Raw genomic sequence first — 25,712 nt, 5'->3', positions numbered from 1 at the left:
TATGAAAAGTAGTATAAAGATATTAGCAGCTTGTTCGTTTATGATGCTGGGTGTGACTAGTTGCGACCTGACAGGTATAAATGAGAACCCGGATAAGCCGACAGATGATGTAAATTACAATATGAACGAACCTCGATTGGCCTCTACGCTACGTGGTGGGATGATTATCGATGGTGATGTGGAACAACGCTTGAAGCCTTTGCAAATTGATTTCTACTCTCAAATGTTGATCGATGGCGGTGGCTGGGCAACTAAGAATTATATCCAAAATGACGAGTGGAACAATTTAACATGGCAAGCGTATCTGACACAGATTTCCTCTATCAATATCGTGATCCGTAGTTTGATGGAAAAAGATAAGGACTTATATGCTAATACGATCGCTTTCGCTCGTATCTGGCGTGTGTATATCCATAGCCAGGCTGCGGATAAGTTTGGTCCGATGCCTTTCCCGGCCTATGCTACCGTAGAAGATAATCCTCCTTATAAATCGGTGAAGGATATCTATTATGAATATTTCACGGAATTGGATGAGGCGTTGAATAGCTTCAGCGATAGCGCTGAGCCTATATTCTCGGATGCAGGTATCGACTTGGTCTATAAGAATGACGTTTCTCTTTGGAAAAAATTTGGAAACTCCTTGCGTCTTCGTTTCGCTGTTCGTCTATCTGAGGTGGATCGAGAGAAATGTGTCGCTGAGGCAAATGCCGCTTTGACATCCCCTTGTGGCTTGATCTCAAGTAAGGCCGATAACGCTTATATGCCTCCAAAAGCGGATGGTTCTTGGGGACAAGACTATAACTATACGATGTTCCAGATTACTTGGAGCGGTCCGATCTGTATGTCCAAGTCATTTGAGAAATTAGTGACTAATATCGGTAATATCGATTGGCCTGCCGGCGTGGTAAACCAGACATCCGGAGTTGCGGTATCGAATGTACATCCCGCTAAGGTAGACCCTCGTGCCCCGAAGATGTTCCAGCCGGGTATTGAGAATGGTGATTGGAAGGGTTTGGTATACGGTGCGAAAGCCGAGGAGGCGAATACTGGTATTTATCAGTCTAAGCAATGTGCAGAGATGGGCTTTATTATTAAGGATGGTGCTCCGTATAAATCTCGTCCTTATGACATGTTCCTTTCTGAGGAAGTTGATTTCTTGAAAGCTGAGTTGTTCGCCCGTAATTTGGTCGCCGGTGATGCTAAAGCTGCTTACGAGGCAGGTGTACGTGCTTCCTTCGAGACTTGGGGTGTATCGGGTGATGTTGAGGAGTATTTGGCTTCCACGGAAAAGAATGAGGCTGGTACCAGTGCGAAATATGACGATCAACAAGGCGCGGGCAATACGGCTTTAGAAAAGATCATCACGCAGAAATATATCGCCGGACTTCCAGATTTGGCGCAGGAAGCTTGGAATGACAAGCGTCGTTTGAACTTGCCTCGTTTGGATGTGGCTGTTTATCGAGATCAAGCTGTATACAATAATAGTGATACAAATATCTTGAATCCTCAAAATTTCATCAAACGTATGAAATACCCGATGAAAGAGCAATTGGTAAATGCTGCTGAATATGAGAAAGGCAAATCCATGTTAGGTGGGAAAGGTGATGTGGTTTCGACCCCGATTTGGTGGGATAAGAATTCCAACTATTGCACATCTTCAAAATAAATAAACAGACAGATTGATTATATTGGGCTTTAACAGAAGCTGATGGTTATTCTCGTTTGGAGATACTTATCTGTGAAGAACAGTACTCCAAGCGAGATTTTTTTGTTATAATTGAATAGTATTAGATAATAATTCTTACATTTACCCATGATAAATTGTGCGTGTGTAAATTATGAGATTATATATTTATATCTTCATTCTACTATTATTATGTATATTCCCGCTGGGCGCCCAACAGGAACGTTCGGAATCCTATATTCGTATCTCTCCCCCGGTTAGCTTGGCTGGCGCTTTGGATGAGATCGAGAGCCAAACCAATTATTCTTTTATTTATGACGCTCAGGTGATCAATTTATCGGAGAAAGTGCGTAAACCTTTATCCGGGCGTTCGGTTTTCGAGATCTTAAATTTATTGTTTAAGAACACGGAGATCGTCTATACGGTCATGAATGACCAGATCATCTTGAATAAGAAAGAGGCGATAATCCAAATGCAACAAAAGCTGGATGGTAAGGTAAAAGGCATCGTGACCGATCACAAAGGAGAGCCTATTGCCTGCGTGAATGTGGTGGAGAAAGGAACGAGAAACGGTACGATTACGGATATGGATGGCAGCTTTGTATTGGAGCTTCCCGAGGAGGCTACTTTGGTTTTTTCTTATATCGGTTATCGTTCACGGGAAATTGAGTATGAGGGGCAATTGTCATTGAATGTGCAGTTGGAGGATGACGCCCAGATTTTGGACGAGGTAGTCGTTACGGCTCTTGGTATCGAGAAGAAAGAATCTTCCTTGCCTTATGCCACCCAGTTAATCACAGGTGGGGAATTGGTAAGGGCCAAGGATTTTAATTTTATGAGTACGCTTTCCGGAAAGATGGCTGGACTCCAGATTAACCGGACTTCCGCCGGTCTGGGTAGCTCGTCCCGGGTGATTATTCGAGGTAGTCGTTCCGCATCCGGAAATAACCAGCCTTTGTATGTGATAGACGGTGTCCCGATCTTGAGCATTAGCAGTGAGCAAGCCTTGACAACGATCGGTGGTACGGCCGATGCCGGTAACCGGGATGCGGGCGATGGTATCTCTAATCTAAATCCTGATGATATAGAGAGTTTGAGTGTCTTGAAAGGGGCTTCGGCCTCTGCGTTGTATGGGGGACAAGCGGCGAACGGTGTGATCTTGATCAAAACGAAAAGAGGTAAGGCCGGGGTACGGAATATTCATTTCTCCTCGTCGCTGACTGTTGATCAAGCGATCAGTCTCCCCAAGTTTCAGAATGAGTTCGGACGGATGGAAGGGGCGGAAACTTGTTGGGGAGACCGGGCTTCTCTTCCGGTCTATGACCCTGTCGGCGATTTCTTCCGGACGGGTATTACCGCTATTAACTCATTGATATTTACGGCAGGGAATAGCCATGTGCAAAATTATTTTTCGTATGCCAATACGACCGCACGGGGCATCGTTCCTAAGAATAATTTAAGCAAGCATAATTTTAATCTCCGTGAAAGTTCTTCTTTCTTTGATGATCGTTTGATCTTGGAGGGGCAGGTAAACTTGATACTCCAAACAATCAAAGGAAAACCTACGGCCGGGGGATTTTATATGAACCCGTTACAAGGTTTATACACGTTTCCTAGAGGGATGGATATGGCACCTTATAAGGAGAACTTTGAGGTATATAACGAGAAACGGAATATGAACGTCCAGAACTGGTATACTACGATTACTGATTTTGAGCAAAATCCTTATTGGTTGGTCAACCGTACGGAAAACGAGGACAAACGTGCCCGTGTGTTGGCGTTGGCTTCCGCTAGTTTCAAGGTGACAGATTGGCTTACATTACAGGGCCGTGGAAATATCGATTATGTGAATGATAAGTATCAGCAGGAAATATACGCTTCTACCTCTCCGGGTATCGCCGGTGAGAACGGGCGTTACATTTATTACACCTACCAGACTACGTTGCTCTATGGGGATTTGATGGCTAAATTGAATAAGAGCTGGGATGATTTCTCCTTGAACGCCGCTATCGGTACGAGCATAACGGACACACGCACCAGTGCGTTGAGGCTGGATTCGAAAACGGCTTCCTTGTATTATCCGAATGTCTTTACGATCGCTAATATTAACATGTCGTCCAGTGCCTACATCGAGGAGTCGGATGACGCACGCCGGCAAATGCAATCCTTTTTTGCTATGGCGCAGTTGGGATATAAGGAAAGCCTTTACTTAGATGTGACCGCACGTAATGACTGGTCATCTACCCTTGCGTTTACGGAACGTAAATCAAGAGGTTTTTTCTATCCTTCAGTCGGTCTTTCTTGGATTATCCCTAAATCCTTTTCGATGCCTTCCTTGATATCTTTTGGGAAAGTACGGGCTTCTTGGAGTAAGGTGGGTAATGATATACCCTTATTCGTTAGCAATACGGTAGGCCATATCGCCGCGGGCGGGATTCCCCAGCCGAATGATACGGCTCCGTTCGGTACCTTGAAGCCGGAGATGAGCAGTTCTTTTGAGATAGGTACCGAATGGAAATTCTTTGATTATCGTATGGACGTGGATCTTACGTTCTATAAGACCAATACGAAAAATCAACTCTTCTCTTTACCTTCTTCCGCTGGAGCCGCATACAAGTATTATTTTGTGAATGCGGGAAATATACAGAATATGGGAGTGGAATTGACGTTCGGTGCGGTTCCTATCTTAACGAATCAGTTTAAATGGAATACGACACTCAACTTTTCCCGGAATAAAAATGAAGTAAAGAAACTACATGATGATTTGGCTAGCTTTATTCAAGGAGATGAAGGATTCTCCTCTAGCTATACGATGCGTTTGGTGGAAGGTGGCTCGTTTGGTGATATCTATGGGAAAGCTTTTGAGCGGGATAAATATGGTGCGATCGTGTATGGTCGGGACGGCTTGCCCCAAGAGATCGGCAGCGGGAATACGGCTAAGGTGGGGAATTGCAATCCGGCGTTCTTATTGGGTTGGGGAAATAGTTTCACGTATAAGGATTTCTCGTTCTATTTCTTGATTGACGGGCATTTTGGGGGAGATGTGCTGGCCCAGACTCAGGCTGTGCTTGACCAAACGGGAGTGAGTAAGGTTTCCGGAGAGGCCCGTACGATGGGGTATGTGGATTTGGAAGGGCATCATATTTATAACATAAAAGGATTTTATGAGCAGGTGGGAGGACGAAACGGTGTGACTGAATATTATATGTACGATGCTACCAATATCCGTTTGCGGGAGTTATCTTTGGGATATACGCTACCGAAGAGATTGCTGGGGAGAAAACAATTTCTCAAAAAGGCGGAACTGTCTTTTGTCGCCCGGAATCTATTCTTTATTTATAAAAAGGCTCCATTTGATCCGGATGCCGTGCTTTCGGCGAGCAATAGCAATCAAGGGATTGATATATTCGGGATACCGACTACGAGAAGTGTCGGCTTTAATGTGAAACTTTCATTCTAAGCGTATGAAGACGAGATTTCTGAATAAGATGGCAGCTCTGTTGGCTGTATTACTCCTTTTTTCCTGTACGGGTAAATTCGAGGAGTATAATACCGATAATACGGGTTTTACCGATGAGCAGAAAACGTATGATTATAATACGTTCGGTGTCTGGCTAAAGGTAGTCCAGATGGGGATTTATTTTAATTATGATTGGGGGAGTGGCAAGAACTGGCATTTCCAGACGATGCAAAATCTGAATGCGGATATGTTTTCCGGTTATATGCATGATTTTAAACCCTTCAACGCAGGATTGGGGAATACGGTCTATAATTTGCAGGATGGCTGGAATGGTACGATGTGGGATAATACGTATGGATATATCATGACGGAGATAAAGCAGACGGAAGATCATTCCCGTGATAAATATCCGGCTTTCTATGCGATCGCTAAAATACTGAAAGTAGAGATCATGCATCGGATCTCGGATTATTATGGCCCGATTGTGTATACAAAGTTTGGGGAGTCGGATGCCGGGGTAATGCCGGATTCCCAGAAAGACGCTTATTATGCTTTTTTCCAAGATTTGGGGGAGGCTATTCACCTGCTGTCTGAATATGATGGAGAAGAAACCTTTTCTCGTTTCGATATGATTATGCCGGAGAATTACAGGACGTTTGGGGAATGGATGCGTTTCGCCAACTCATTACGTTTGCGCTTGGCGATTCGTATCGCTATGGCTGACCCTGATAAGGCAAGGGATGAGGCGCATAAGTCGCTGACACATCCAGCCGGTTTGCTGGAGGAGGCTTATGAGGTCGTTGCGGTTTCTACCGCCGGAACCGGCTACTCGAATCCGCTGGGGGAGATCAATAAGGCGTGGGGAGAGGTTTTTATGAACGCTAATATGGAATCGATCCTTAAAGGATATAAAGACCCTCGGTTATCTCGTTATTTTGAGCCTGCTACCGGACAGGGATATTCCGGGGAGTACCGGGGAATCCGGCAAGGGACAGGATTTAATCATTCCCGCTATAGTGAGCATTCGAGAAGCACGATTACCCAGAAAACGGACGCTATCTTAATGACGCCTGCGGAAGTTTGGTTCTTACGTGCGGAGGCAGCCTTGCGGGGCTGGTCCGGGGAGGACGCCGGGACTTGCTATGAGCAAGGCGTACGATCATCGTTCAATCAATGGAGGGTAGGAGAGGCGAACGCTTATTTACAAAGTGATCATGTAGCCGCCGATTTCGTGGATACGTTTACTCCCGACTATTCTGCGAAGGCGCTTTGCTTGGTGTCTCCGGCATGGGATGAAGAAGCCTCTAGGGAGACCAAGCTGGAGAAGATCATTACCCAAAAATGGATCGCTTGTTACCCCGAGGGCTGTGAGGCTTGGGCGGAGCAGAGGCGTACCGGTTATCCCCGTTTGTTCCCGGTTTTGGTGAATAAAAGCAATGGAAAGATCGATATGCGAACGATGATTCGTCGTTTGAATTTCCCGGTTAGCATTATTTCCGGTAACCCGGCTCAATATTCCGCCTTGTGTGAGTATTTGGGAGGTCCGGATACCGGAGGTACTCGCTTATGGTGGGATACCGGAGTGAATTTTCGTGATTAGCGACTAATTTTTCCTCTTCCTGCCGATAGAATACCGAGATTCTTGAAAAAACACTACCTTTGGCACCGAAAATTATAAAAAAAGGGTTTATGTCTTTAAAACGTTTTGGTGTCTCTTTGGAAGACAATCTGTTGGAATCATTGGATCAATATGTGAATGAGAATGGCTTCGCCAATCGTTCACAGGCGATTCGTTTTCTGATAGAGAAGAATGTAGCCGAACGTAAATGGCAATGCAACCATATCGTAGCCGGGACGATCGTGATCATGTATGACCAAGTCAAGAAAGAGATCTCCTTGAAAATCACGAGTATCCAACAAAATTATAAGGATGTGATCTTGTCGTCTTCCCAGTATTATATCAATCAGAATTTTTGCTTGCATATAGTGACGGTGATGGGAACGGCCCACCGCTTGACGGAATTGTCGGATAAGTTGACGACAATCAAAGGCATTAAGCATGGTAAGTTGGTGATGAGCCGGGCGGATTAATGCTTTTTTTTGCGGGTTTGGTAACACGTTTTTTAGTAGACGTGCTACTAAGGGATGTTTAAAATGATAAATATTATAGATGTAGTAGTATATGAGAAAAGAACTTTTACTGGTTTTCGGACTGTTGATAGGCTCCATGGCGTTTGCGATAGATCCGGCAGAGATTGACAGTCTGATCAATTTGAAAGGGGTGGTGGTTTCCGCCAACAAGATCCATGTGAACCGGAACAGTGTGCCGTTATCTATCTCGGTCATCGAACGGGAGGAGATTGAGGCTAGCAGTGAATCGGCGTTGCTTCCCGTATTGTCGGAGCGAGTACCCGGGCTGTTTGTCACGGAAAAAGGGATTACAGGTTTCGGCGTCTCCGAGGGAGCGGCCGGGACGGTTAATATCCGGGGTGTCGGACAGAGTAATAAGGTCTTGATGTTGTTCGACGGACAGCCTCAATGGGCCGGTATATTCGGCCATTCGCTTCCGGATACCTATGTGGCTTCGGACGTGGAAAGGGTGGAGGTGATCCGTGGCCCGGGTTCCTTGTTATACGGCTCGAACGCTATGGGAGGTGTCGTGAATATCATTACCCGCCAGCATAATCGGCCGGGACGACGTACACAAGCCCGTATCATGTACGGCTCGTATAACACCCAGAAGTATATGATTAATAATGGGTACAATATCGGTAACTTTAGTAGTTATATCTCATTGAATCATGACCGCACGGATGGACATCGTCCGGATTCGAAGTTTCATATCACGAATGGTTTCGCTAAGTTAGGATATAAGATTGATGATCATTATAAGGTGACGGGAGACGTAAGCTTAGCTAAGTTCAAGAACCAGAACCCGGGAGAGATAACAAATCCGCTTATCGATAATATAATGAATATCCTGCGAGGTACTACCTCCTTCGCTTTAGAGAATAATTACGGGAAGACAAGTGGTGCTCTTCGTGCTTTCTACAACTGGGGCCATCATAAGATTGATGATGGGTATAATCCGGGCGGGACGCCTAATCCTTATCTGTTTTATTCGGACGATCATAATGCGGGTTTCTTGCTTTATCAGTCTTTCCGCTTGGTGAAAGGGAATAGTTTTACGGTCGGCATCGATTATAAGAACTGGGGTGGTCACGCATGGCAGGATAGTATCAATGGTAACCAGAATGAGTTGGTGAATAAGACCGTGAACGAGGTAGCCGGATACGTTATCATGCAGCAGGATCTATTTGACAAGGTAAGCTTGAACGCCGGGGTTCGTTATGAGCATAACAGTATCTTCGGCGGCGAGTGGATTCCGCAGGCCGGCTTCACGGTACGTCCGTTCGAGGGGAACGTGATAAAGGCTTCTTTGTCGAAAGGCTTCCGGAGTCCGAATATACGGGAGATGTACATGTTCCCGCCTCAGAACCCAGATTTGAAACCGGAGCGCATGATGAACTACGAGGTATCCATCGGGCAGACATTTTTGGACGGCAACTTGTTTACGGAGTTGACTGCCTTTTTTATCGACGGGCAGGATATGATCGAGACGACACGTATAGACGGACGGCCTAAGAATGTCAATACGGGTACTTTTACGAATAAAGGTATCGAGTTCGATTCCCGTTACCAGATTCTCAAGAATTTGAGCCTCGATATGAATTATAGCTATTTGCATACGAGCAAGGCCCTGCTGGCGGCTCCGGCACATAAATTTTTCGCTGGCGTGATGTATGCCCCGGGACGTTTCACTTTCAACGTGAACGTACAATCCATTTTCGACCTTTATATCAATACGGCGGACAAGGTGAAAGAGGATTACACGGTTTTGAACGCGAAGGCAGCCTACCGTTTCGGTACACGTGATAAAGGCTTGAATCTATTTGTCAAAGGAGAGAATTTAACGGCTGCCCGTTATTCCATCAACGAAGGATTCCCGATGCCGAAGGCGATATTTATGGGAGGTATAGACGTAACTTTCTAGCATGGGTGGAAAAAGAACTTCCCCGAATACTCATATCTCCTTGAATTTTATGTCTACTTTCTAATATTTGTTTTATCTTTGCTTCATCAGAGTTTATTTGATTTTGATTAAAAGAATAAAACGTTATATATATGGATGTGAAAAATGATTTGAGTGGAGGAAAGCCCACGTTGCTAATCGCGGAGGATGAGGAAAGTAATTATTTACTTCTGAAGACCATTTTACATAAATATTGTAATTTGATCCGTGCTAAAACTGGTTTGGAAGCTTTGGCTCTCTTTAAGGAAAACGAGGTGGACTTGATCTTGATGGATATAAAGATGCCTGAGATGACGGGTATCGAGTCCTTGAAGGAAATCCGTAAGCTATCGAAAGATATCCCCGTAATCATGCAGTCGGCTTATGTATTCGACTCTGATATGGAAGCCGCTAAAGAAGCCGGGGCTTCCGGTTTTATCACGAAGCCGATCAATCTAAAGGTATTGAAAAATACGATATCGCAGTATTGTCCGTCGATCGTATGGTAAGGATTTATTAAGATGTTTTAGATTTGTATAAACGGCATTTTGCCGTATTTTTTGTTATTTTTGTAGGAAATCGTCAAGAGGGCGCTTTACAAATGTATTCTAATCTACAAAAATGACATGCTTATGATAAAAAAAGAACATCTTGTATCCGACATTTCTAAACTAAAAAAAGTATATAATCAGAGCTTCCCTTGGTTGGTGACCTTAGCGGAAGAAAGTGAGAACGCAAAGTATTTTAAGGATGCTTTGCGTTCTCTTATTTTATCCCGGCTCACGGAAAAGGAAAGTACCCAAGAAAACGTAGGAATGGCGGTGGCGAGACGTATCCTTCTTTTGATTGAGCATGATGATACTTTCGTGGACGAGCTGTCTACGGGCGAGCGTCTTCCGGTGCGGACGGTCACTTATCTTTGGCAGTTCCTGATCGGCCATTTGGAAAATGAGGTCTCTCCTGATTTATTCATTGACCTATACCATCAGTTTGATTTATTGGAATATCCGGTTGAGATCCTACCGGACCGGGCATTGGTGAAAAGGCAGATGAGCCGTTGGCCGACCGGGCTTGACCCGGAGGTAATCGCTATCCGTGAGAGGAACAAGGAGCGTATCATCTCTTGCTTGATCAAGAAGATAGAAAGACGCCATAGCCCTTCGTCACGTTTTCAGTTCGCCGAGGGCATCTCCTATGAGGAGAAAGAGGCCCGGGTACGTGAATGGTGGAATACCGCTCGTTTCCATTTGTCGATGGCGATCAAGAGTCCTACGGAATTGAACTTCTTTTTGGGATATTCCCTGTCGGACGAGACGATGAGCTTATTGGCCCGTGCCAAAAAGAAGGGGATGCCCTTTTTTGTGACTCCTTATTATCTTTCCCTATTAAATATAGAACATGAGGGGTATGACGACGCTACGGTGCGATCGTACATCATGTACTCGAACGAGCTGGTAGATACGTATGGAAGCATTAAGGCGTGGGAAAAGGAAGACATGGTCGTTGCCGATGAGCCGAATGCGGCGGGTTGGCTATTGCCGGAGGGACATAATATACACCGGAGGTATCCGGAGGTGGCGATCTTGATCCCCGATTCGATGGGGCGTGCCTGCGGTGGATTGTGCGCTTCTTGCCAGCGCATGTATGATTTCCAGAGCGAGCGGTTGAATTTCGATTTCGAGGCCCTGAAGCCTAAGGAGAGTTGGGACCGGAAGTTACGTCGTCTGATGCGTTATTTCGAGGAAGACGCCCAGCTACGGGATATCCTGATAACGGGCGGGGATGCCTTGATGAGCCAGAACGCTACCTTGCGTAAGATATTGGAGGCGGTATATAAGATGGCGGTGCGGAAACGGAAGGCGAACGAGAGCCGTCCGGAGGGCGAGAAGTACGCCGAGCTGCAACGGGTACGGCTAGGTTCCCGGTTGCTGGCTTATCTTCCGCTGCGTGTGACCGACGAGTTGGTTGGTATATTGAGGGAGTTCAAGGAGAAGGCTTCCGCTATCGGCGTGAGCCAGTTCTATATACAAACGCATTTCCAGTCTCCACTGGAGGTGACACCGGAGGCGAGGCACGCTATCGAGGCGATCTTGGCGGCGGGCTGGACGATCACGAATCAGTTGGTTTATACGGTCTCGGCTTCCCGTAGGGGGCATACGGCGAAATTACGGCAGACCTTAAACGCCCTTGGGGTGGTTTGCTATTATACGTTCTCCGTGAAGGGATTCCGGGAGAATTATGCGGTTTATACCCCGAATAGCCGCTCGTTGCAAGAGGCTCGTGAGGAGAAGATCTTCGGGCAGGTGCCGGAGGAGAAACAGGCGGAGTTGTATGATATGATCCGTAACCAACGTCCTTTAGGCAAGCGTTTGGTTCGTTTCCTGAAGGAAAACGGGTTGTTGTTCGCAGGTACGGATCGTAATGTATTGAACTTGCCCGCTATTGGTAAGAGCATGACTTTCCATACCATAGGCCTGACTTCCGAGGGAAAGCGGATTCTTAAGTTCGATCACGACGGGAGCCGTCGGCATAGCCCGATTATCGATCAAATGGGTGAGGTTTATATCGTGGAGAATAAATCCGTGGCCGCTTACCTTAGGCAATTGAAGGAGATGGGCGAGGATGTCAATGAGTACCGTACGATCTGGAATTATTGCGAGGGAGAGACGGAGCCTCGCTTCAGTATTTATGAATACCCGGCTTATCCCTTTAAGGCCACGGACCGAATGACTAATCTTGAATTATGAATTCTATCCTCATATGTTTGCCTTGGTTTCGTATATTTTGCTTAATTTTGTTTCACTGAATTTAGAAGGATATGATACAGAACGAAAGAGAAATCAGGCATGAGCTTGTGTTACAGGCCGCACGCCGTATGATGACAGCCGCTCGCACGGCTCCTAAAGGCAAGGGTATTGATATCATAGAGATAGCGATGGTGACGGATGGGGATATCTTGCGCTTGTCCGATGAGATGATCCAGATAGCGGCCGAGACCGGATTCAAGTTCCTGCTCCGTGACGCCGAGAATATAAAGAGTGCCGACGCCGTGGTGATTATCGGTACCTCCCAGAAAGTACAAGGCTTGAACTGTGCCCATTGCGGTTTCGATACCTGCGTGGAGAAGCCGGACTTGGTTCCGTGCGCTATTAATTCCGTCGATCTGGGTATCGCTATCGGCTCGGCTTGCGCTACGGCGGCGGACCTGCGTGTGGATACTCGTGTCATGTTCAGCGCCGGCTTGGCGGCCCAACGACTGGGGCTGTTGGGAGACTGTAAATGCGTGATGGCGATACCGGTCAGCGCCTCGTCGAAGAACCCGTTTTTTGATCGTAAACCGAAAGAAGAACCGAAAAACTAGAAACAAATGAGTGACTCTATTCTAAAATTCGCGAATAAGCTGGAGATACGTTATTCCTTTAATAATAAATCCAATTATATGGATGCCATGACCAAGCACCGGTGTGAGAAGGAGATTCTTACGCTGATACGTTCCTTGGCGGATATGCTGGACGTGAAGCTGACGGTTTACAACGAGCCTTACGATAAGGAGGGTGGTTTCCGTGAGAAGCTGGGCGTGGCCGGGGAGAGTAGCCGCTCTATCTCTATCGTGTTGAACTTGGTGATGCAGATATTGACCCGTCCTTCCTTGTCGGTAGGTGGACAACCGCTGATGGATCGTACGCCGGCGGACGAGGAGGAGATGCAGCGTGAGCTGTCCAAGTTACGCCGTGAACTACGGCTGAAGACTCCGGGGGCTACGCCTTCACGCCGCTTGATCGACCTGTTGAACGCCTCGCCCCGTTTCTGTAAGTGTAAGTCTAATTTCTACGAGGCTTTGAAAGGGTATCCGAAGGTGACGAAAATCTCGGTACGTGAGTTGAACGAGAAGGATCGCAACCGTTCCGGTTCGCTGGAGGTGAAACGGGACCAGTTCGATTATTTTATCTTGCGTAGCGACGATCTGCCTACGGTCAAGGATAATAAGGCCACGATAGAGATCATCTCGCCGGTACTGAAAGACAGTAAGTATCGGTGGAAAGGTATCTACAACAAGGGAGGCGAGACGATCGATTTCTATATGCAAGATGAGGATTTCAAGAAACAGATGTTCGAGGACAAGATCTCGTTCACGAGCGGTATGTGCATCGATTGCGTCTTGGAGATCGCCCGCCGTCTGTCGGAGCTAGGAGAGGTGGTCAACGTGAGCTATACCGTGACTACGGTGATACGTACCCGTTTCGATAAGATGGAGATCGTCACCCCTCAAGGCAAGCGGCATCTTCGTAAACTGGAAGCCGCGAAGAAACAGCTTACGCTGGATTTGTTCGGCTAATCCGACAGCGGTATTCCCATCGCTCCCAAACACTACCGTGTTCCCACCTGAACACTGTAGTATTCATCAGCGAACACAATAGTATTCAATCCCGGACACAATAGTCTTTTTGCTTTGAATACTATTGTGTTTTTTCGTAAGGACGGGCAGCCTATACGTGTGTATATTTCCTCGGGTAATTGAATAAGATCGCCAATAAGGCGCCTGCTCCCAATAGATACGGGTAGTAAAGATATTGCATGATCTCGATAGGGGAGACATGCCCGAGTCCGGCGGCCATCAACATCTGGGCGCCGTAGGGGATGATTCCCTGTACGAAGCAAGAGAAGATATCCAATAGGCTGGCGCTGCGGCGGGGATCTATCTTGAACCGGTCCGCTATATCCTTGGCGATCGGGCCGGCCATGATGAGGGCGATCGTATTGTTGGCCGTGCAGAGGTTGGCGAAACTTACCAAGGCCGCTATGCTCATCTCGGCCCCCTTGGAGGAATGGATGCGGGAGGTAAGCTTGCGGATGATCCAGTCGATACCCCCGTTATAACGGATCATCTCCAACATGCCTCCTGCCAGAAGCGTCACGATAATCAGCTCGCCCATATTCGTGATACCTAGTCCCATGGAGGCGTTCCAGCCCCAGATATCGAAGCTACCGGTCCACAGACCTACTATACCGGACAGGACGATCCCGATGAATAGCACCAGCATGACATTGATCCCGCAAACGGCGGTTACCAATACCACCAGATAAGGGATCACCTTGACCCATTCGATCGGGGCCGGAGCGTAAGCGTTCTCCACGCCGCTTCCCACCAGCACGTATATCAATCCGGTCAGGATCGCTATCGGGAGGGCGATACGGATATTCACCTTGAACTTATCGGACATCTGGCAACCCTGCGTGCGGGTAGCTACGATGGTCGTATCGGATATGAACGACAGGTTATCGCCGAACATGGCGCCGCTTACCACGACACCCAGCATAAGGGCGTCCGGCATCCCCGTCTTGTCCGCTATACCGACGGCTACCGGGGCCAAGGCCACGATCGTGCCCACCGACGTACCTACCGAGATGGATATGAAGCAAGCGGCTAGGAAGATTCCGGCCGCCAACAGGTTACCGGGCAGGATGGACATCGCCAGATTCACGGTAGCGTCTACGGCACCCATCGCCTTGGCAGTCTGGGCGAAGGCCCCGGCGAGGATGAAGATCAATACCATCAGCATGATATTGCTGTTGGCCGCCCCCCGGCAGAACTGCTCGATACGGTTGCTTAATTTGCCTCCCTTGGAGATCGCTATCGCTACGATCGAGGAGATGACGAAGGCTACCGTTATCGGCATCTTATAGAAATCCCCCGCCACGATAGACACCACCAAATAAGTCAATAAGAATACCACCAGCGGCGTCAACGCCCATGCGTTCGGTCTGCGTTCCAACTCCCCCATTTTCTTATCTCTCCTACATTTAACTGTCAACTGTCAATTCTCAACTGTCAACTCTTAGAAGGAGAACCGCAGCGCTATACGCACGCCCCCCTTCTTGATATTCGGTTGGTCCAGATACGTCAACCGGCGGTAATAATCGATCCGTAATATCTTGAAGATGTTCTCCAGACCTACGCTGGCCTCTAGGTAAGGCGTACGGCCCATCGGCGAGGTTCCCTCGGGGAAGCGGTATAGTCCCGTCGGGTCCAAGGCAGGGTTGTTCTTATCAGTCAGTCCTCCGTAGAAACCGCTGAACGATATCACCTCACGCAAACGTAGCCACTTCACGCCGGGAATACGGTTTAAGATCCATCCCTTCATATAATACGTGAAGTAGAACGAAACATACTGGTCGCTTACGAACTCCAGCGCACGCATCATGTTGAAGGCTTGCGGCTGGATCGTGATGGACTGGTTGGTATTCGGCATGATGAGCAAGGGGAAAGGAACCTTGTCCCATACCTTGCCCGCCGTCACCAAGGCGTCGATATGTCCGAAGGAAGAGAGCCAGATCCGTTTCTCGGCGCTGATCTCCGTATGGTTGTAGTTGAAGTCGCCCCCCAACACGTTCTTCAATCCCATCTGATGGGATAGCTTGAATACGGGAGCGTCTTTCGAGAGGTTGAAAAGCGAGTTCTTACCCTCTCGTCCGTTATAGGCACGCTCGCCCGGGGCGAAACGAAGCTGGGTCCCTAGCTCCGTGTTGGTGAAACTCTTTAGGTTCGTCAATGTCCCGTCGGCGTCGTAACGGTCGTAGCGGAGCGTTCCGGCCGCCTCGTTGTTCTCGTTCCGCGCCCAAGTGGTAAGGGTCAGGCCATTCAGCCATTCCTTCTGGTACTGGAGCATGGTCTTGCGGATGTATTGCATCATGGTGACGGGCTCGCCCACCTTCCATGCCACGAACATATTATCCTTGCTGGTGAAGAGGAAGTCCTGACCAGGCGTATATACGTCGTACTCTTGGATCGCGGAGATATTGTTCACCGGGCTTTCTCCCTCGTGATATTTCTTCTTGTTCACGCTATACGTCAGCTTGGCGTTATACTTTAGCTTACGGTCGTTTACGCCATAGGCCAGATAACCGCTACCGAACCAGTGCGGGTTGAGGTTTGCCGTCGTCATACCTCCCACACGCATGCGGAAGCCCTCCAGATGGTTGGCGCTGAACGTGGTATTCATCGGTCCGAAATCGAACTTGCTCTTATCCTTGTCCGCCGTGGTCGGGATATAACCGGTGATCAATATCTCGGCGGTCTTGATGATCACGTTGAAAGCCGGTACCTTGCGAAGTTGCGCCAGCAAGTCGTCCAAGGCGCTCTCTTTCTCTTTCAAGGGGACATGGCGGTTGTGTATCCAGAAGGTGTCGGTCTGGGCGGTGGCTTCGGGCAACTCATGGATCGGGCCGAGAAGGCCGAAGATCGAGTCGGCGTTCTGCACGTCGAACTGATACTTATCGAAATTCCTTAGCTGGTGGGCGTAGAGCTGTTGCGCCCCTTTTACGATATAGAAATTAACGTAAGTATTCTCATTGGCGAGCACCCAAGTGCTATCCGGCATCCGCTTGAACTCTTGCTCGATCCGGAGCTTGTCCACCCAGTTGAGGTTGATGTTCGCCGGGGTGTTCAAGAGGAATTTCTTGACGGCGTAATTACCGTCCAGCGTGATGTACAAGCGGCCCGTGAAACCATAGCTCTGGCTGTTTACGGGCACGAAGGCGAGATCCACACATTTATCTCCGGCAACGTCCACCGTATCCATGATATAATATTTGTAATAGGAGACGGCCAGCGTGGAAGACAGCGGGCTCACGAAACGGTTCAACAAGATATTGATATTGTTGTCGAAGATATTGACGCCCTTGAATATCTCCTCAAGGTTGGCGGTGATGGCGCCTCCATCGTCCAAGGTCTTGTCGATACCCTGCTGGCGCTTGGCCTTGGTGATCGTCTTCTCCGCCTTGGGATGTTTGCGGTAGTATTGGTCGGAGATCGTCTCACGGACGGAGATCGTCAGGATCGGTTTCCCGTTGAACTCCGAGGTATCCAGATAGTTCTTGATGAACTTGAATTTCTTCAGGAACTTATTCTTCTCGAGATTGGGGTTGAAGTCGTCCAGCGACATGCTGAGCTTCTCGTACACCTCGCTTTGGTACTCGTCCTTCGCCTCGATGCGGTTGTCGTTCTTATGCTCTATGACTTTCTTGATCAGTTCCACGGCGGGATTGTCCTTGCGGGAATATTTCTCACGTTTAGGCTTGACGACTACCTCGGCAATCTCGAACGAGGTAGGCCGGAGGAGCACGTTGAGGGCGTTGTTCTTTTGCCCCGCCTTTAGGTTTACGACCTTATTGTCATATCCAAGCGAGGATACGACCAGCCGGGTAAGTCCTTTGTCATTCTGGAGGCTGAAAGCCCCGTCATCGTCGGTCATCGCCCCGATCGTCGAGTTCTCGAACATGACGGATACGTAGGATAGGGGTTCCCCGCTTACGGAATCTCTCACGATTCCGGACGCGGAAGTTATGCTCTGGGCGTATAGGACGGAAATGCCGGTCACGAATTGTAACAGGACTAGCAAAGTGATATAGCGAATAGATCTTATCATGTAAATGTCTCGTTATTCCTTCACGGATAATACTGTTGGCAAAGGTATGTTTTTTTCGTGGGAGGGAGGGGGGAGAGGCTATTAATAATCATTAATCACCGGGTTTCCCACCGCTCGATGGGAAACCCGGCGGTAGAAAACGCGAGCTTCATTATTTAACGAAAAAGATCTTCATTATTTTATATCTCTGATGGCGAGTCGCTGTCGGTAGCGGGCTTGTCGCCTTCTTGTTTCTTGGCGGCTGCGGCCCTCGCCTGCGCTATGCGTTGGTTGTAGAGGGCGTTCGTCTCGTCGACCAGCGCGTTGAGGCGGCTGATGAAGGCGGCGGTCTCTTGAGTGGGCTTCACCACGCTTTGCGCAAAGGCGTAGGTGGACATCTCGTCGTATTCCTCGTCCATGCGTAGGCGGATTTTCTTGGCGCTCTCTACGGGGTCGTCCGCCTTGGCGTTGGCGCGTTGCTCGGTGAGCGTGGCGTATTGCTTGTTCTTCTCTTTCAGCGCTGCTACTACCTCGGTGAGGTTGATCGCCGCCAGCGCCTCGGGCATCCCAGCCTTGTCGAGGTCTACCAGCAAGCCCTCGATGGCGGCCGTCTCCTGCAAGTTGGCGAGGCGCGCGGCTCCGATGTAGGGTTTCACGGGAAGGTATAGCTTCTCGGCCGCCGTGCGTTGCGCCGCCAGCGGGCTTTTCGTCATTTGGGTAATAGTGGAAGTAATGAAGATCAAGAGATCATCCCTCTCCTTGTCGAGGGCGGACATCTGCGCGGTCTCCTCGCTGGCCGAGGATTGGTTCACGGCGTCGGTCAGCAGGGCGAAATCGGTGGCGAAGGCCGTACGAAGTTCTTGGGGGATGCCCAGCGGGTCGTTCGGGTCGAAGCTGATCTCGTCGGGAGATTCCGAGTCGCCTCCGCCACCCGCGAGCAGGTTCCCGTAGCGGGCCATGAAGGTTCGGTACTCGGCGTTGTTCAATCTCTGTAAATAAATAATATTCACCTTGGTTATTTTTTCCATATCTGAAAATTTTAGGAGGATCGCTAGATCCGTTTTACAGTGCTAAAGGTATGATAATTTTGGGATCCAGCCACCAAAACCTATCGCATTTTTCATATATTCGGGCTTACATCGGGCATGAAATGGAATTTCAATTTTGAAATGGGGCCTACATTGGGTGCGAAACGGAATTTCAATTTTGAAACTGGGCTTGCATTGGACGCGAGGTGGAATTTCAAATTTGAAATGGGGCTTACATTGGGTGTGAAACGGAATTTCAAGTTTGAGACTGGGCTTACATCGGGTGCGAGGTGGAATTTCAAATTTGAAATGGGACTTATATCGGGCGCGAGGTCAAATCTGTAAAAAATGCGAGGCCCAACCTTGGTGGCCGGGCCTCGCCGATAAATCATTTCTTCTTGATCACGATGATACGCGTGCCGCCCTCAGGCTGTACCAGATCCCCGATCTGCTTGCCATTGTCATCTAACGTAGGAACCAAGAACGGATAATATTCCGGGTTGTAATACTGCTTCGTGCTTAGGGAGCCTTCTCGGGGGTGCATGGAGTAGGCGAGCACGCCGCGTCTCTACAACGCCTCCTTGTTCCACTTGTTCTGCGGGTTCTTCCCCTCGGGGGTATAGAGCTGGGCGATACGGGCGGCGTAGGCTTTCTCTACCTTGCCCCGGACGATCTTCATGGTGCTGTTTACCATGCCGTTTTGCTCGGTGAAAGGCTCGGGGAGGATGGCGAAGGTGGTCGGCAACCAACGGTCCGGGAACATACTAGACAGGTCGCCTCCCTTGCGGAAACGGTCGATCTGGCGCTGGATGATACGGATGGCCTCTTCCCGGCCTTGATCGCTCGTGAGGTCCAGATTCTGGTGGGCCAGATGCTTCCTCAACCGTTCTTTGTTAGGGACCAACAGGGCGGTCGTGTACGGACTCTGGTTATTGTATAGGATCAGCTGGTCGATGCAAGAGGAATGCTCTACCAAGGCCTCCTCTATACCCTCCGGACTGTATTTCTCCCCGTCGCTTCCGATCAGCAGGCTCTTGAAACGCCCCAACACATAAAGAAGCCCGTCACGCATATATCCCATATCCCCGGTGTACAGCCAACCCTCCTTTACGGTATCGGCCGTCGATGCCGGGTTCTTCCAGTAGCCGGCCATCACGTTCTCTCCCCGGATGACGATCTCGCCTTTCTCCCCCGGAGGAAGTACGTTGCCGTCCATGTCGCAGATCTTTAGGTCGAGGGGCCGTACCAATACACCGCTACTGCCGAAGGTATGGCGGCGGGGGCCGTTGGTCGAGATGATCGGTGTCGCCTCGCTCAGCCCGTATCCTTGGTACATCGGGATTCCCAAGGCGTAATAGAACTTCTGCAAGTCCTTATCCAGCAAGGCGCCCCCTCCGATAAAGAACTTCAGCTCGCCCCCGAAGTTCTCACGGACTTTCGCGAACAATAGCTTGTCGAACAAACGGACCAGTGGCTTCAAGAGGACGCGGAAACCTTTTCCTTCCTCCTCGTCGCTATCCCCGTTATAGATATAACCGATCCGTAAGGCTAGGTTGAAAAGGCGGGCGGCGTTCTTGCCTCGCGCTCGGATACCTTGCTCGATATTCTTCTTGAAGTTCTTCGCCAAGGCGGGGACGCTCAGTATCAGGTACGGCTTGAACTCCTTTATATTGATAGGGATATTCTTCAAGGTCTCCATACCGGTACGCCCTACCTGCACGGTAGCTACCGAGGCTCCCTTCGACATGAAGATGTAGAATCCTACCACGTGGGCGAAGCAATGGTCCAGCGGGAGTATCACCAACGTACGCCACGTATCGTCTATATCCACGCAAGTGAGCGCTTGCTCCACGTTCGCCGTATAGTTACGGTGGGTGAGGATCACGCCTTTCGGATCGGCGGTCGTGCCGGAGGTATAGGTGATGGTGGCGTAATCATCGTTGCCCAGCGATTGCCCGATCGCCAAGAACTCCTCTAGCGGATGAATACCCAGATAGACCTTCCCCATCCGGCGTATCTCGGACAGCGACATCTCACGGTCTTGGTATTCCGCTTGCTCGTCGAGTACGATGATCTTCCGTACGGCGGGGAGCTTATCCTTGATCGCCCGGATTTTCTTGAGTTGCTGGCCCGATACCATGATATATTTCACGTCGGCGTGGACGAGGCGGAACAGGAGGTCGTTCGCCTCCTCCAGCTTGATGGATAGGGGCACGTTCGTCGCCCCGGCGTAGAACATGGCCAGCTCGCCGATGATCCACGCGTTGCGCCCTTCGCTCAGTAAAGCCATATTATCCCCCTTTCGCACACCCAGCGATATGAGGCCTGCGCCTTCCTCATAGACGAGGTCTCGAACCTCGGAGTAAGTGGTTGGCTCGAATCGCTTGCCCGTCTTCTCCCATAAAAAAGGATTACTCGGGAATCGCTTGGCTGAACTCTCAAAAAGGTCTATAATCGTTTTCTTTTCCATATCTTTTCGTGTTTGTAAGAGGATGTGTCAAAAGTTGGTTGAGTTTATTTTTTCCATCTCTTGCAGGTAGCCGCATGCCGCTTCCACCGTAGGGACGTTCTTGATCACGATGCTTCGCTTGCCATTCTGCTCCCGGAGGTTGCATTCACGGGGATGCTTTTGGATGAAGCCCAGCAGCTTGCCGAACGCCTCGCTTTGGTAATACGGGCTGTCTGGGTTATTCACCAAGAAGAGGCTCATCTGCCCTTTCTTCAGGATCACCTTCTCCATACCCAGTTTCTTGGCCATGCGACGGAGGCGCACGATCCGGATCAACTCCTTGCCCTCCTTCGGTATCTTGCCGAAGCGGTCTTTCAGGCGCTCCGTAAAGGCGAGGATGTCACGTTCCTCCTCCATATTATCCAACTCCCGGTATAGGGAAATACGTTCCGAGTCGTTGGGGATGTAGGTGGGAGGGAACATCAATTCCAGATCGCTCTCGATATAGGTCTCCCGGACGTACTCGCTGCCCGTATCCCGATGCCCTTCGGCATTATCGGCGTAAAGATCGGCGAATTCCTCGCTTTTCAACTCGTCTACCGCCTCCTCCAAGATCTTCTGGTACGTCTCGTAACCCAGATCCGCGATGAAACCGCTTTGCTCGGCGCCTAGCATATTCCCGGCTCCCCGGATGTCGAGGTCTTGCATGGCGATATGGATACCGCTACCCAGCTCGGAGAAGTTCTCGATCGCTTGCAACCTGCGCCGTGCCTCCTGCGTCAGCGAGGTGAGGGGCGGGGAAAGGAGGTAGCAGAAGGCTTTCCGGTTGCTTCGTCCTACACGTCCGCGTAGCTGATGGAGGTCGCTAAGCCCGAATTGCTGGGCGTTGTTGATGATGATCGTATTGGCGTTGGGCACGTCGATGCCGCTCTCCACGATACTGGTAGCGATCAATACGTCATACTCATAATTCACGAAATCGAGGATGATCTTTTCCAGCTTCTCCGGCTCCATCTGCCCGTGCCCCACGGCTACCCGTGCGTCGGGGACTTCCCGCCGTACCAAGGCTTCCATCTCGTAAATGTTTTGGATACGGTTGTTGATGAAGAACACCTGCCCGTTCCGGCTCATCTCGAAATTGATCGCTTCCCGGATGATATCGGGATTGAAACGCTCCACCTCCGTCTGCACGGGATAACGGTTGGGCGGTGGCGTGGTGATGCTGGAAAGGTCCCGGGCCCCCATCAAGGAGAATTGTAAGGTACGGGGGATCGGGGTGGCCGTCATTGTCAAGGTGTCCACGTTCACCTTCAGCTGCCGAAGCTTCTCCTTGACGGATACCCCGAACTTCTGCTCCTCGTCGATGATAAGCAAGCCCAGATCCTTGAAACGTACATCCTTGCCGACGATCCGGTGGGTGCCGATCAAGATATTCACCTCGCCCTCTTTCAGCTCTTTCAAGGTAGCCTTGATTTGCGCGGCCGTACGGGCCCGGCTGATATAATCGATCTTGCAAGGGAAATCCTTCAAGCGCTCACAAAACGTCTGGTAATGCTGGAAAGCCAGTACGGTGGTGGGTACCAACACGGCCACCTGCTTATTGTCCGATACCGCCTTGAATGCCGCACGGATAGCCACCTCGGTCTTTCCGAAACCAACGTCTCCACAAATCAACCGGTCCATCGGACGGGTACTTTCCATATCCGCCTTGACCTCGGCGGTAGCCTTCATCTGGTCCGGCGTGTCCTCATAGATGAAGCTGGCTTCCAGCTCATGCTGCATGAAGCTGTCCGGCGTGTAGGCGAAACCCGTCTCTTGCTTGCGTTTGGAATAGAGGAGGATCAGGTCCCGGGCGATATCCTTCACCTTCGCCTTGGTACGTTCCTTCATCTTTTCCCAAGCGCCCGTGCCGAGCTTGCTCAACTTAGGCGGCTCGCCGCTCTCTTTCCCCTTGTATTTCGATAATTTATGCAGGGAATGGATGCTGACGAATATAATATCGTTATTCTGATAAATCAATTTGATGGCCTCTTGCATCTTACCGTTCACCTCGGTGCGTACCAATCCTCCGAACTGTCCTACGCCATGGTCGATATGTACGATATAATCCCCTTGCGAGAACTGGTTCAGCTCCTTGAGTGAAAGGGTGATCTTTCCGCTTCGTGCCTTATCGCTCTTCAAGTTGAACTTGTGGAAGCGGTCGAACAATTGATGGTCGGTGAAAAAGCAGATGCGTAGCGTATCGTCGGCGAATCCCTCGTGTATCGTGCGGTTTACGGCGGTGAAAGGGATATTGTCGCCCCTATCCTCGAAAATCATCCGGATACGGTTGGCTTGTTTCTCTTGATCGCTCAATATATATAACGTATAACCCTCGTCGAGGTATTTATGGAACGACTCGCTCACCCGGTCGAAATTCTTATGATAGATCGGCTGCGTTTGCGTAGAGAAGTGGATGGTAGCGTCCGCCGTTCCCATCGGCCGTACCCCGAAATGGATGCGACGGAAATCCAAGACCTCCCGTAGGAAGTCCTCGCCCCGGACTAATTTCTTCCGCATCTGGTCGATATCGGCGAAGGATTCCTCGTCGGCTACCACCGGATCGTCGTTCCATACGCTTCCGATGCGCTCCTTGCACCATGCGAGATCTCTCGCCGCTATGCAGGTGTTCCGGGGAAGGGAGCCTAGCAAGGAAGTACTATCCATGGCGTTCTTGCTCATCTCCGGGACGATATAGATGCTGTCCAGTTTCTCCTTGCTGAGTTGCGTCTCCACGTCGAACGTACGGATGGTCTCCACCTCGTCGCCGAAAAAGTCGATACGGTAGGGAAACTCGTTGGAGAAAGAGAAAACGTCGAGGATACTGCCACGGAGGGCGTACTGCCCCGGCTCATATACATAATCGACCTGCTCGAAGCCATACTCGTCCAGCACGTCGGAGACAAACATATTATCCAGCTTCTCGCCCACGCTGATTTTTAAGGTATTCTCCTTCAATACCTCCCGGGCCACGACTCGTTCCGCCAAGGCGTCCGGATACGTGACGATCACGAAAGAGGCGTCCGGGTCTTGCAACCGGCTGAGTACCTCGGTGCGCAGGATCTCGTTCGCCGGATCGACATGCCCGTACTTGATGGCCCTCCGGTAAGCGGATGGGAAGAAGTATACCTCATCGCTGGCGGTAAGCTGCATCAAGTCGTGATAGAAATAGCCGGCTTCCTCTTGGTCGTTCAACACGCACACATAACTTCCCCTTCCTTTCGTAAAAAGAGAGGCGATCGTCATTGCCGGACCCGAGCCATTCAGTCCCTTTAGGAATATATTGCGGGACGTATCGTTTTTCAGTAAGGTGTCCAGCGCCGTCACTTGCGGGTGAGCGGCATATAGTTTCAATAATTCTTGTACTTCCAAAGCGAAATCTTGTTTCCGCAAAGGTAACCTTTTTGCTTAAGTTTTTATAGGTGTTCGTCCGGTTTCTTTCTTTATCAAGTAACTAATCCTTGATAAAGACGACTATTGATATTGGTAAATCCGTAAATGTGGTAAGAGAATCTGTAAATTTGCTAAGTGGCTATAGAACGGACTCATCTATCTTTGCCATCCTCTGCGCAAGAAATTTTCTGATAGACGGAGGCGCAACGGCTTCATTCTTTTACGGCTCTCTAAAACCACAGCGATAATTCGAGTAGGGGATTTTGGGGGAAATGCTTTTGGGCCCCCTGAAAAAGGGAGACTTATCGTATATTTTTATGTATGTTCTAGTTCCTTGCCGTATGATTCTGTAAAAAGTCGTACGTGTTTCCCGAAAAACATGTACGACTTTTCAAAAAAACACGTACGTGTTTTTCGAAAATGATAATCGTCTTTTTAAAATGTTAGTATCCAATTATTTATGTATTCATGTCATTTGCATACTTATTGTATGGAATAGTTTAATAAATTTCCTCTATCTTGATATAAAAATTATCTGTTTGACAGCTACTTATACTTGCCGTATCTTTGTGGTACAAGAAAAGCAAAAAGTATAACAAATTAAAAAGTAGCAATTATGAGAACATTAGATTATATCCACTTAGACGCATCAGCGGTAAGTAACGTAGTAGCAAGCTTGAAACAATTATTGGCGGACTACCAAGTATTCTATACGAACCTTCGTGGTTTCCACTGGAATATCAAGGGACACGGTTTCTTCGTTCTTCATGGTAAATTCGAGGATATGTACAACAACGCTGCCGAGAAGGTTGACGAGTTGGCGGAACGTATCCTGATGTTGGGAGGCGAGCCGGAGAACAAGTTCAGCGAGTACCTGAAAGTAGCCCGTGTAAAAGAGGTATCAGGCGTATCCTGTGGTGACGAGGCGTTAAAGAATATTCTTGATACGTATGGTCATTTGATCGATGAGGAACGTAAACTTCTTTCCTTGGCATCCGGGGCGGGAGATGAGGCTACGGTCGCTTTGATGAGCGATTATCTGAAAGAACAAGAGAAGTTGGTTTGGATGTTAGTAGCATATTCAACTTGCGATTGCAAGAAGTAAAAAAGGTGATTCATTGCGTTTGGAGAAGGGGCTGTCCAAAAAGTGTGACAGCCCCTTTTTGCTATTGTTTATTTCAG

General features: G+C 49.2%; 16 protein-coding genes. 10 read left to right on the top strand and 6 right to left on the bottom strand.

All coding sequences use genetic code 11. The features are described 5' to 3' along the window. Position 1 precedes the first annotated feature (1 nt). The 9 genes from DWY79_RS09195 (at position 2) to DWY79_RS09155 (ending at position 13,552) form a co-directional block, all read left to right on the top strand. Positions 2-1,666: a SusD/RagB family nutrient-binding outer membrane lipoprotein gene (locus DWY79_RS09195; RefSeq protein WP_005857803.1), complete on the top strand. Its 1,665-nt coding sequence runs from the start codon at positions 2-4 to the stop codon at positions 1,664-1,666. Between the two features lie 172 nt (positions 1,667-1,838). Then, the gene (locus DWY79_RS09190; protein WP_122369235.1) at positions 1,839-5,144 is read left to right on the top strand and encodes a SusC/RagA family TonB-linked outer membrane protein; all 3,306 of its coding nucleotides are present in this window, start codon (positions 1,839-1,841) and stop codon (positions 5,142-5,144) included. Positions 5,145-5,148: 4 nt separating this feature from the next. Beyond that, a complete protein-coding gene (locus tag DWY79_RS09185) occupies positions 5,149-6,744 on the top strand; it encodes a SusD/RagB family nutrient-binding outer membrane lipoprotein (RefSeq protein WP_057326479.1) in 1,596 nt (531 codons plus the stop codon). A gap of 89 nt (positions 6,745-6,833) precedes the next feature. Continuing rightward, positions 6,834-7,235, top strand: a complete 402-nt coding sequence (nikR, locus tag DWY79_RS09180) for a nickel-responsive transcriptional regulator NikR (RefSeq protein WP_057326478.1) — start codon at positions 6,834-6,836, stop codon at positions 7,233-7,235. Positions 7,236-7,326: 91 nt separating this feature from the next. Then, positions 7,327-9,198, top strand: coding sequence for a TonB-dependent siderophore receptor (locus tag DWY79_RS09175; RefSeq protein WP_122369234.1), 1,872 nt, complete (start codon positions 7,327-7,329; stop codon positions 9,196-9,198). Positions 9,199-9,329: 131 nt separating this feature from the next. Next, positions 9,330-9,725, top strand: a complete 396-nt coding sequence (locus DWY79_RS09170) for a response regulator (RefSeq protein ID WP_005863076.1) — start codon at positions 9,330-9,332, stop codon at positions 9,723-9,725. Between the two features lie 123 nt (positions 9,726-9,848). After that, on the top strand, positions 9,849-11,963 hold the full coding sequence (locus tag DWY79_RS09165) for a KamA family radical SAM protein (protein ID WP_122369233.1): 2,115 nt from the start codon (positions 9,849-9,851) through the stop codon (positions 11,961-11,963). Between the two features lie 71 nt (positions 11,964-12,034). Then, positions 12,035-12,577, top strand: coding sequence for a ferredoxin domain-containing protein (locus tag DWY79_RS09160; RefSeq protein WP_057326475.1), 543 nt, complete (start codon positions 12,035-12,037; stop codon positions 12,575-12,577). A 6-nt stretch (positions 12,578-12,583) separates the two neighbouring features. Next, positions 12,584-13,552, top strand: a complete 969-nt coding sequence (locus tag DWY79_RS09155; RefSeq protein WP_122369232.1) for a hypothetical protein — start codon at positions 12,584-12,586, stop codon at positions 13,550-13,552. Between the two features lie 151 nt (positions 13,553-13,703). Here the strand turns inward: DWY79_RS09155 and DWY79_RS09150 are convergent, their stop codons facing one another. The 6 genes from DWY79_RS09150 to mfd form a co-directional block, all read right to left on the bottom strand. After that, complete coding sequence (locus DWY79_RS09150) at positions 13,704-14,999, bottom strand: Na+/H+ antiporter NhaC family protein (protein WP_121772446.1); 1,296 nt, start codon at positions 14,997-14,999, stop codon at positions 13,704-13,706. 54 nt (positions 15,000-15,053) lie between these two features. Then, positions 15,054-17,642: a DUF5686 and carboxypeptidase-like regulatory domain-containing protein gene (locus tag DWY79_RS09145; RefSeq protein WP_122369231.1), complete on the bottom strand. Its 2,589-nt coding sequence runs from the start codon at positions 17,640-17,642 to the stop codon at positions 15,054-15,056. Between the two features lie 179 nt (positions 17,643-17,821). Next, entirely contained in the window at positions 17,822-18,649 is an 828-nt protein-coding gene (locus tag DWY79_RS09140; RefSeq protein ID WP_122144204.1) for a DUF6261 family protein, read from the bottom strand. Positions 18,650-19,037: 388 nt separating this feature from the next. After that, positions 19,038-19,193, bottom strand: coding sequence for a hypothetical protein (locus DWY79_RS22575; protein WP_162613644.1), 156 nt, complete (start codon positions 19,191-19,193; stop codon positions 19,038-19,040). Positions 19,194-19,217: 24 nt separating this feature from the next. After that, entirely contained in the window at positions 19,218-21,119 is a 1,902-nt protein-coding gene (locus DWY79_RS09130; protein ID WP_122369230.1) for a long-chain fatty acid--CoA ligase, read from the bottom strand. 27 nt (positions 21,120-21,146) lie between these two features. Next, positions 21,147-24,509, bottom strand: a complete 3,363-nt coding sequence (gene mfd, locus DWY79_RS09125; protein ID WP_122369294.1) for a transcription-repair coupling factor — start codon at positions 24,507-24,509, stop codon at positions 21,147-21,149. 637 nt (positions 24,510-25,146) lie between these two features. On the opposite strand from mfd, the gene DWY79_RS09110 reads away from it, so the two are divergent. Next, positions 25,147-25,635 carry a Dps family protein gene (locus tag DWY79_RS09110; RefSeq protein WP_005863058.1) on the top strand — a complete coding sequence of 163 codons (489 nt, stop codon included), beginning with the start codon at positions 25,147-25,149 and terminating at the stop codon, positions 25,633-25,635. Positions 25,636-25,712: the final 77 nt, after the last annotated feature.

This window comes from Parabacteroides sp. AF27-14 (assembly GCF_003635425.1).
Classification (GTDB): domain Bacteria; phylum Bacteroidota; class Bacteroidia; order Bacteroidales; family Tannerellaceae; genus Parabacteroides; species Parabacteroides distasonis.
This window is presented reverse-complemented; position numbering and strand designations above follow the sequence as displayed.

Bases quoted from the DNA above. Each gene is read 5' to 3' on its own strand.
- DWY79_RS09195 (WP_005857803.1), top strand. From the start codon at position 2: ATGAAAAGTAGTATAAAGATATTAGCAGCTTGTTCGTTTATGATGCTG.
- DWY79_RS09140 (WP_122144204.1), bottom strand. From the start codon at position 18,649: ATGGAAAAAATAACCAAGGTGAATATTATTTATTTACAGAGATTGAAC.
- DWY79_RS22575 (WP_162613644.1), bottom strand. From the start codon at position 19,193: ATGCACCCCCGAGAAGGCTCCCTAAGCACGAAGCAGTATTACAACCCG.
- DWY79_RS09155 (WP_122369232.1), top strand. From the start codon at position 12,584: ATGAGTGACTCTATTCTAAAATTCGCGAATAAGCTGGAGATACGTTAT.
- DWY79_RS09145 (WP_122369231.1), bottom strand. From the start codon at position 17,642: ATGATAAGATCTATTCGCTATATCACTTTGCTAGTCCTGTTACAATTC.
- DWY79_RS09165 (WP_122369233.1), top strand. From the start codon at position 9,849: ATGATAAAAAAAGAACATCTTGTATCCGACATTTCTAAACTAAAAAAA.
- DWY79_RS09150 (WP_121772446.1), bottom strand. From the start codon at position 14,999: ATGGGGGAGTTGGAACGCAGACCGAACGCATGGGCGTTGACGCCGCTG.
- DWY79_RS09160 (WP_057326475.1), top strand. From the start codon at position 12,035: ATGATACAGAACGAAAGAGAAATCAGGCATGAGCTTGTGTTACAGGCC.
- DWY79_RS09110 (WP_005863058.1), top strand. From the start codon at position 25,147: ATGAGAACATTAGATTATATCCACTTAGACGCATCAGCGGTAAGTAAC.
- DWY79_RS09185 (WP_057326479.1), top strand. From the start codon at position 5,149: ATGAAGACGAGATTTCTGAATAAGATGGCAGCTCTGTTGGCTGTATTA.
- DWY79_RS09175 (WP_122369234.1), top strand. From the start codon at position 7,327: ATGAGAAAAGAACTTTTACTGGTTTTCGGACTGTTGATAGGCTCCATG.
- nikR (WP_057326478.1), top strand. From the start codon at position 6,834: ATGTCTTTAAAACGTTTTGGTGTCTCTTTGGAAGACAATCTGTTGGAA.
- DWY79_RS09190 (WP_122369235.1), top strand. From the start codon at position 1,839: ATGAGATTATATATTTATATCTTCATTCTACTATTATTATGTATATTC.
- DWY79_RS09170 (WP_005863076.1), top strand. From the start codon at position 9,330: ATGGATGTGAAAAATGATTTGAGTGGAGGAAAGCCCACGTTGCTAATC.
- DWY79_RS09130 (WP_122369230.1), bottom strand. From the start codon at position 21,119: ATGGAAAAGAAAACGATTATAGACCTTTTTGAGAGTTCAGCCAAGCGA.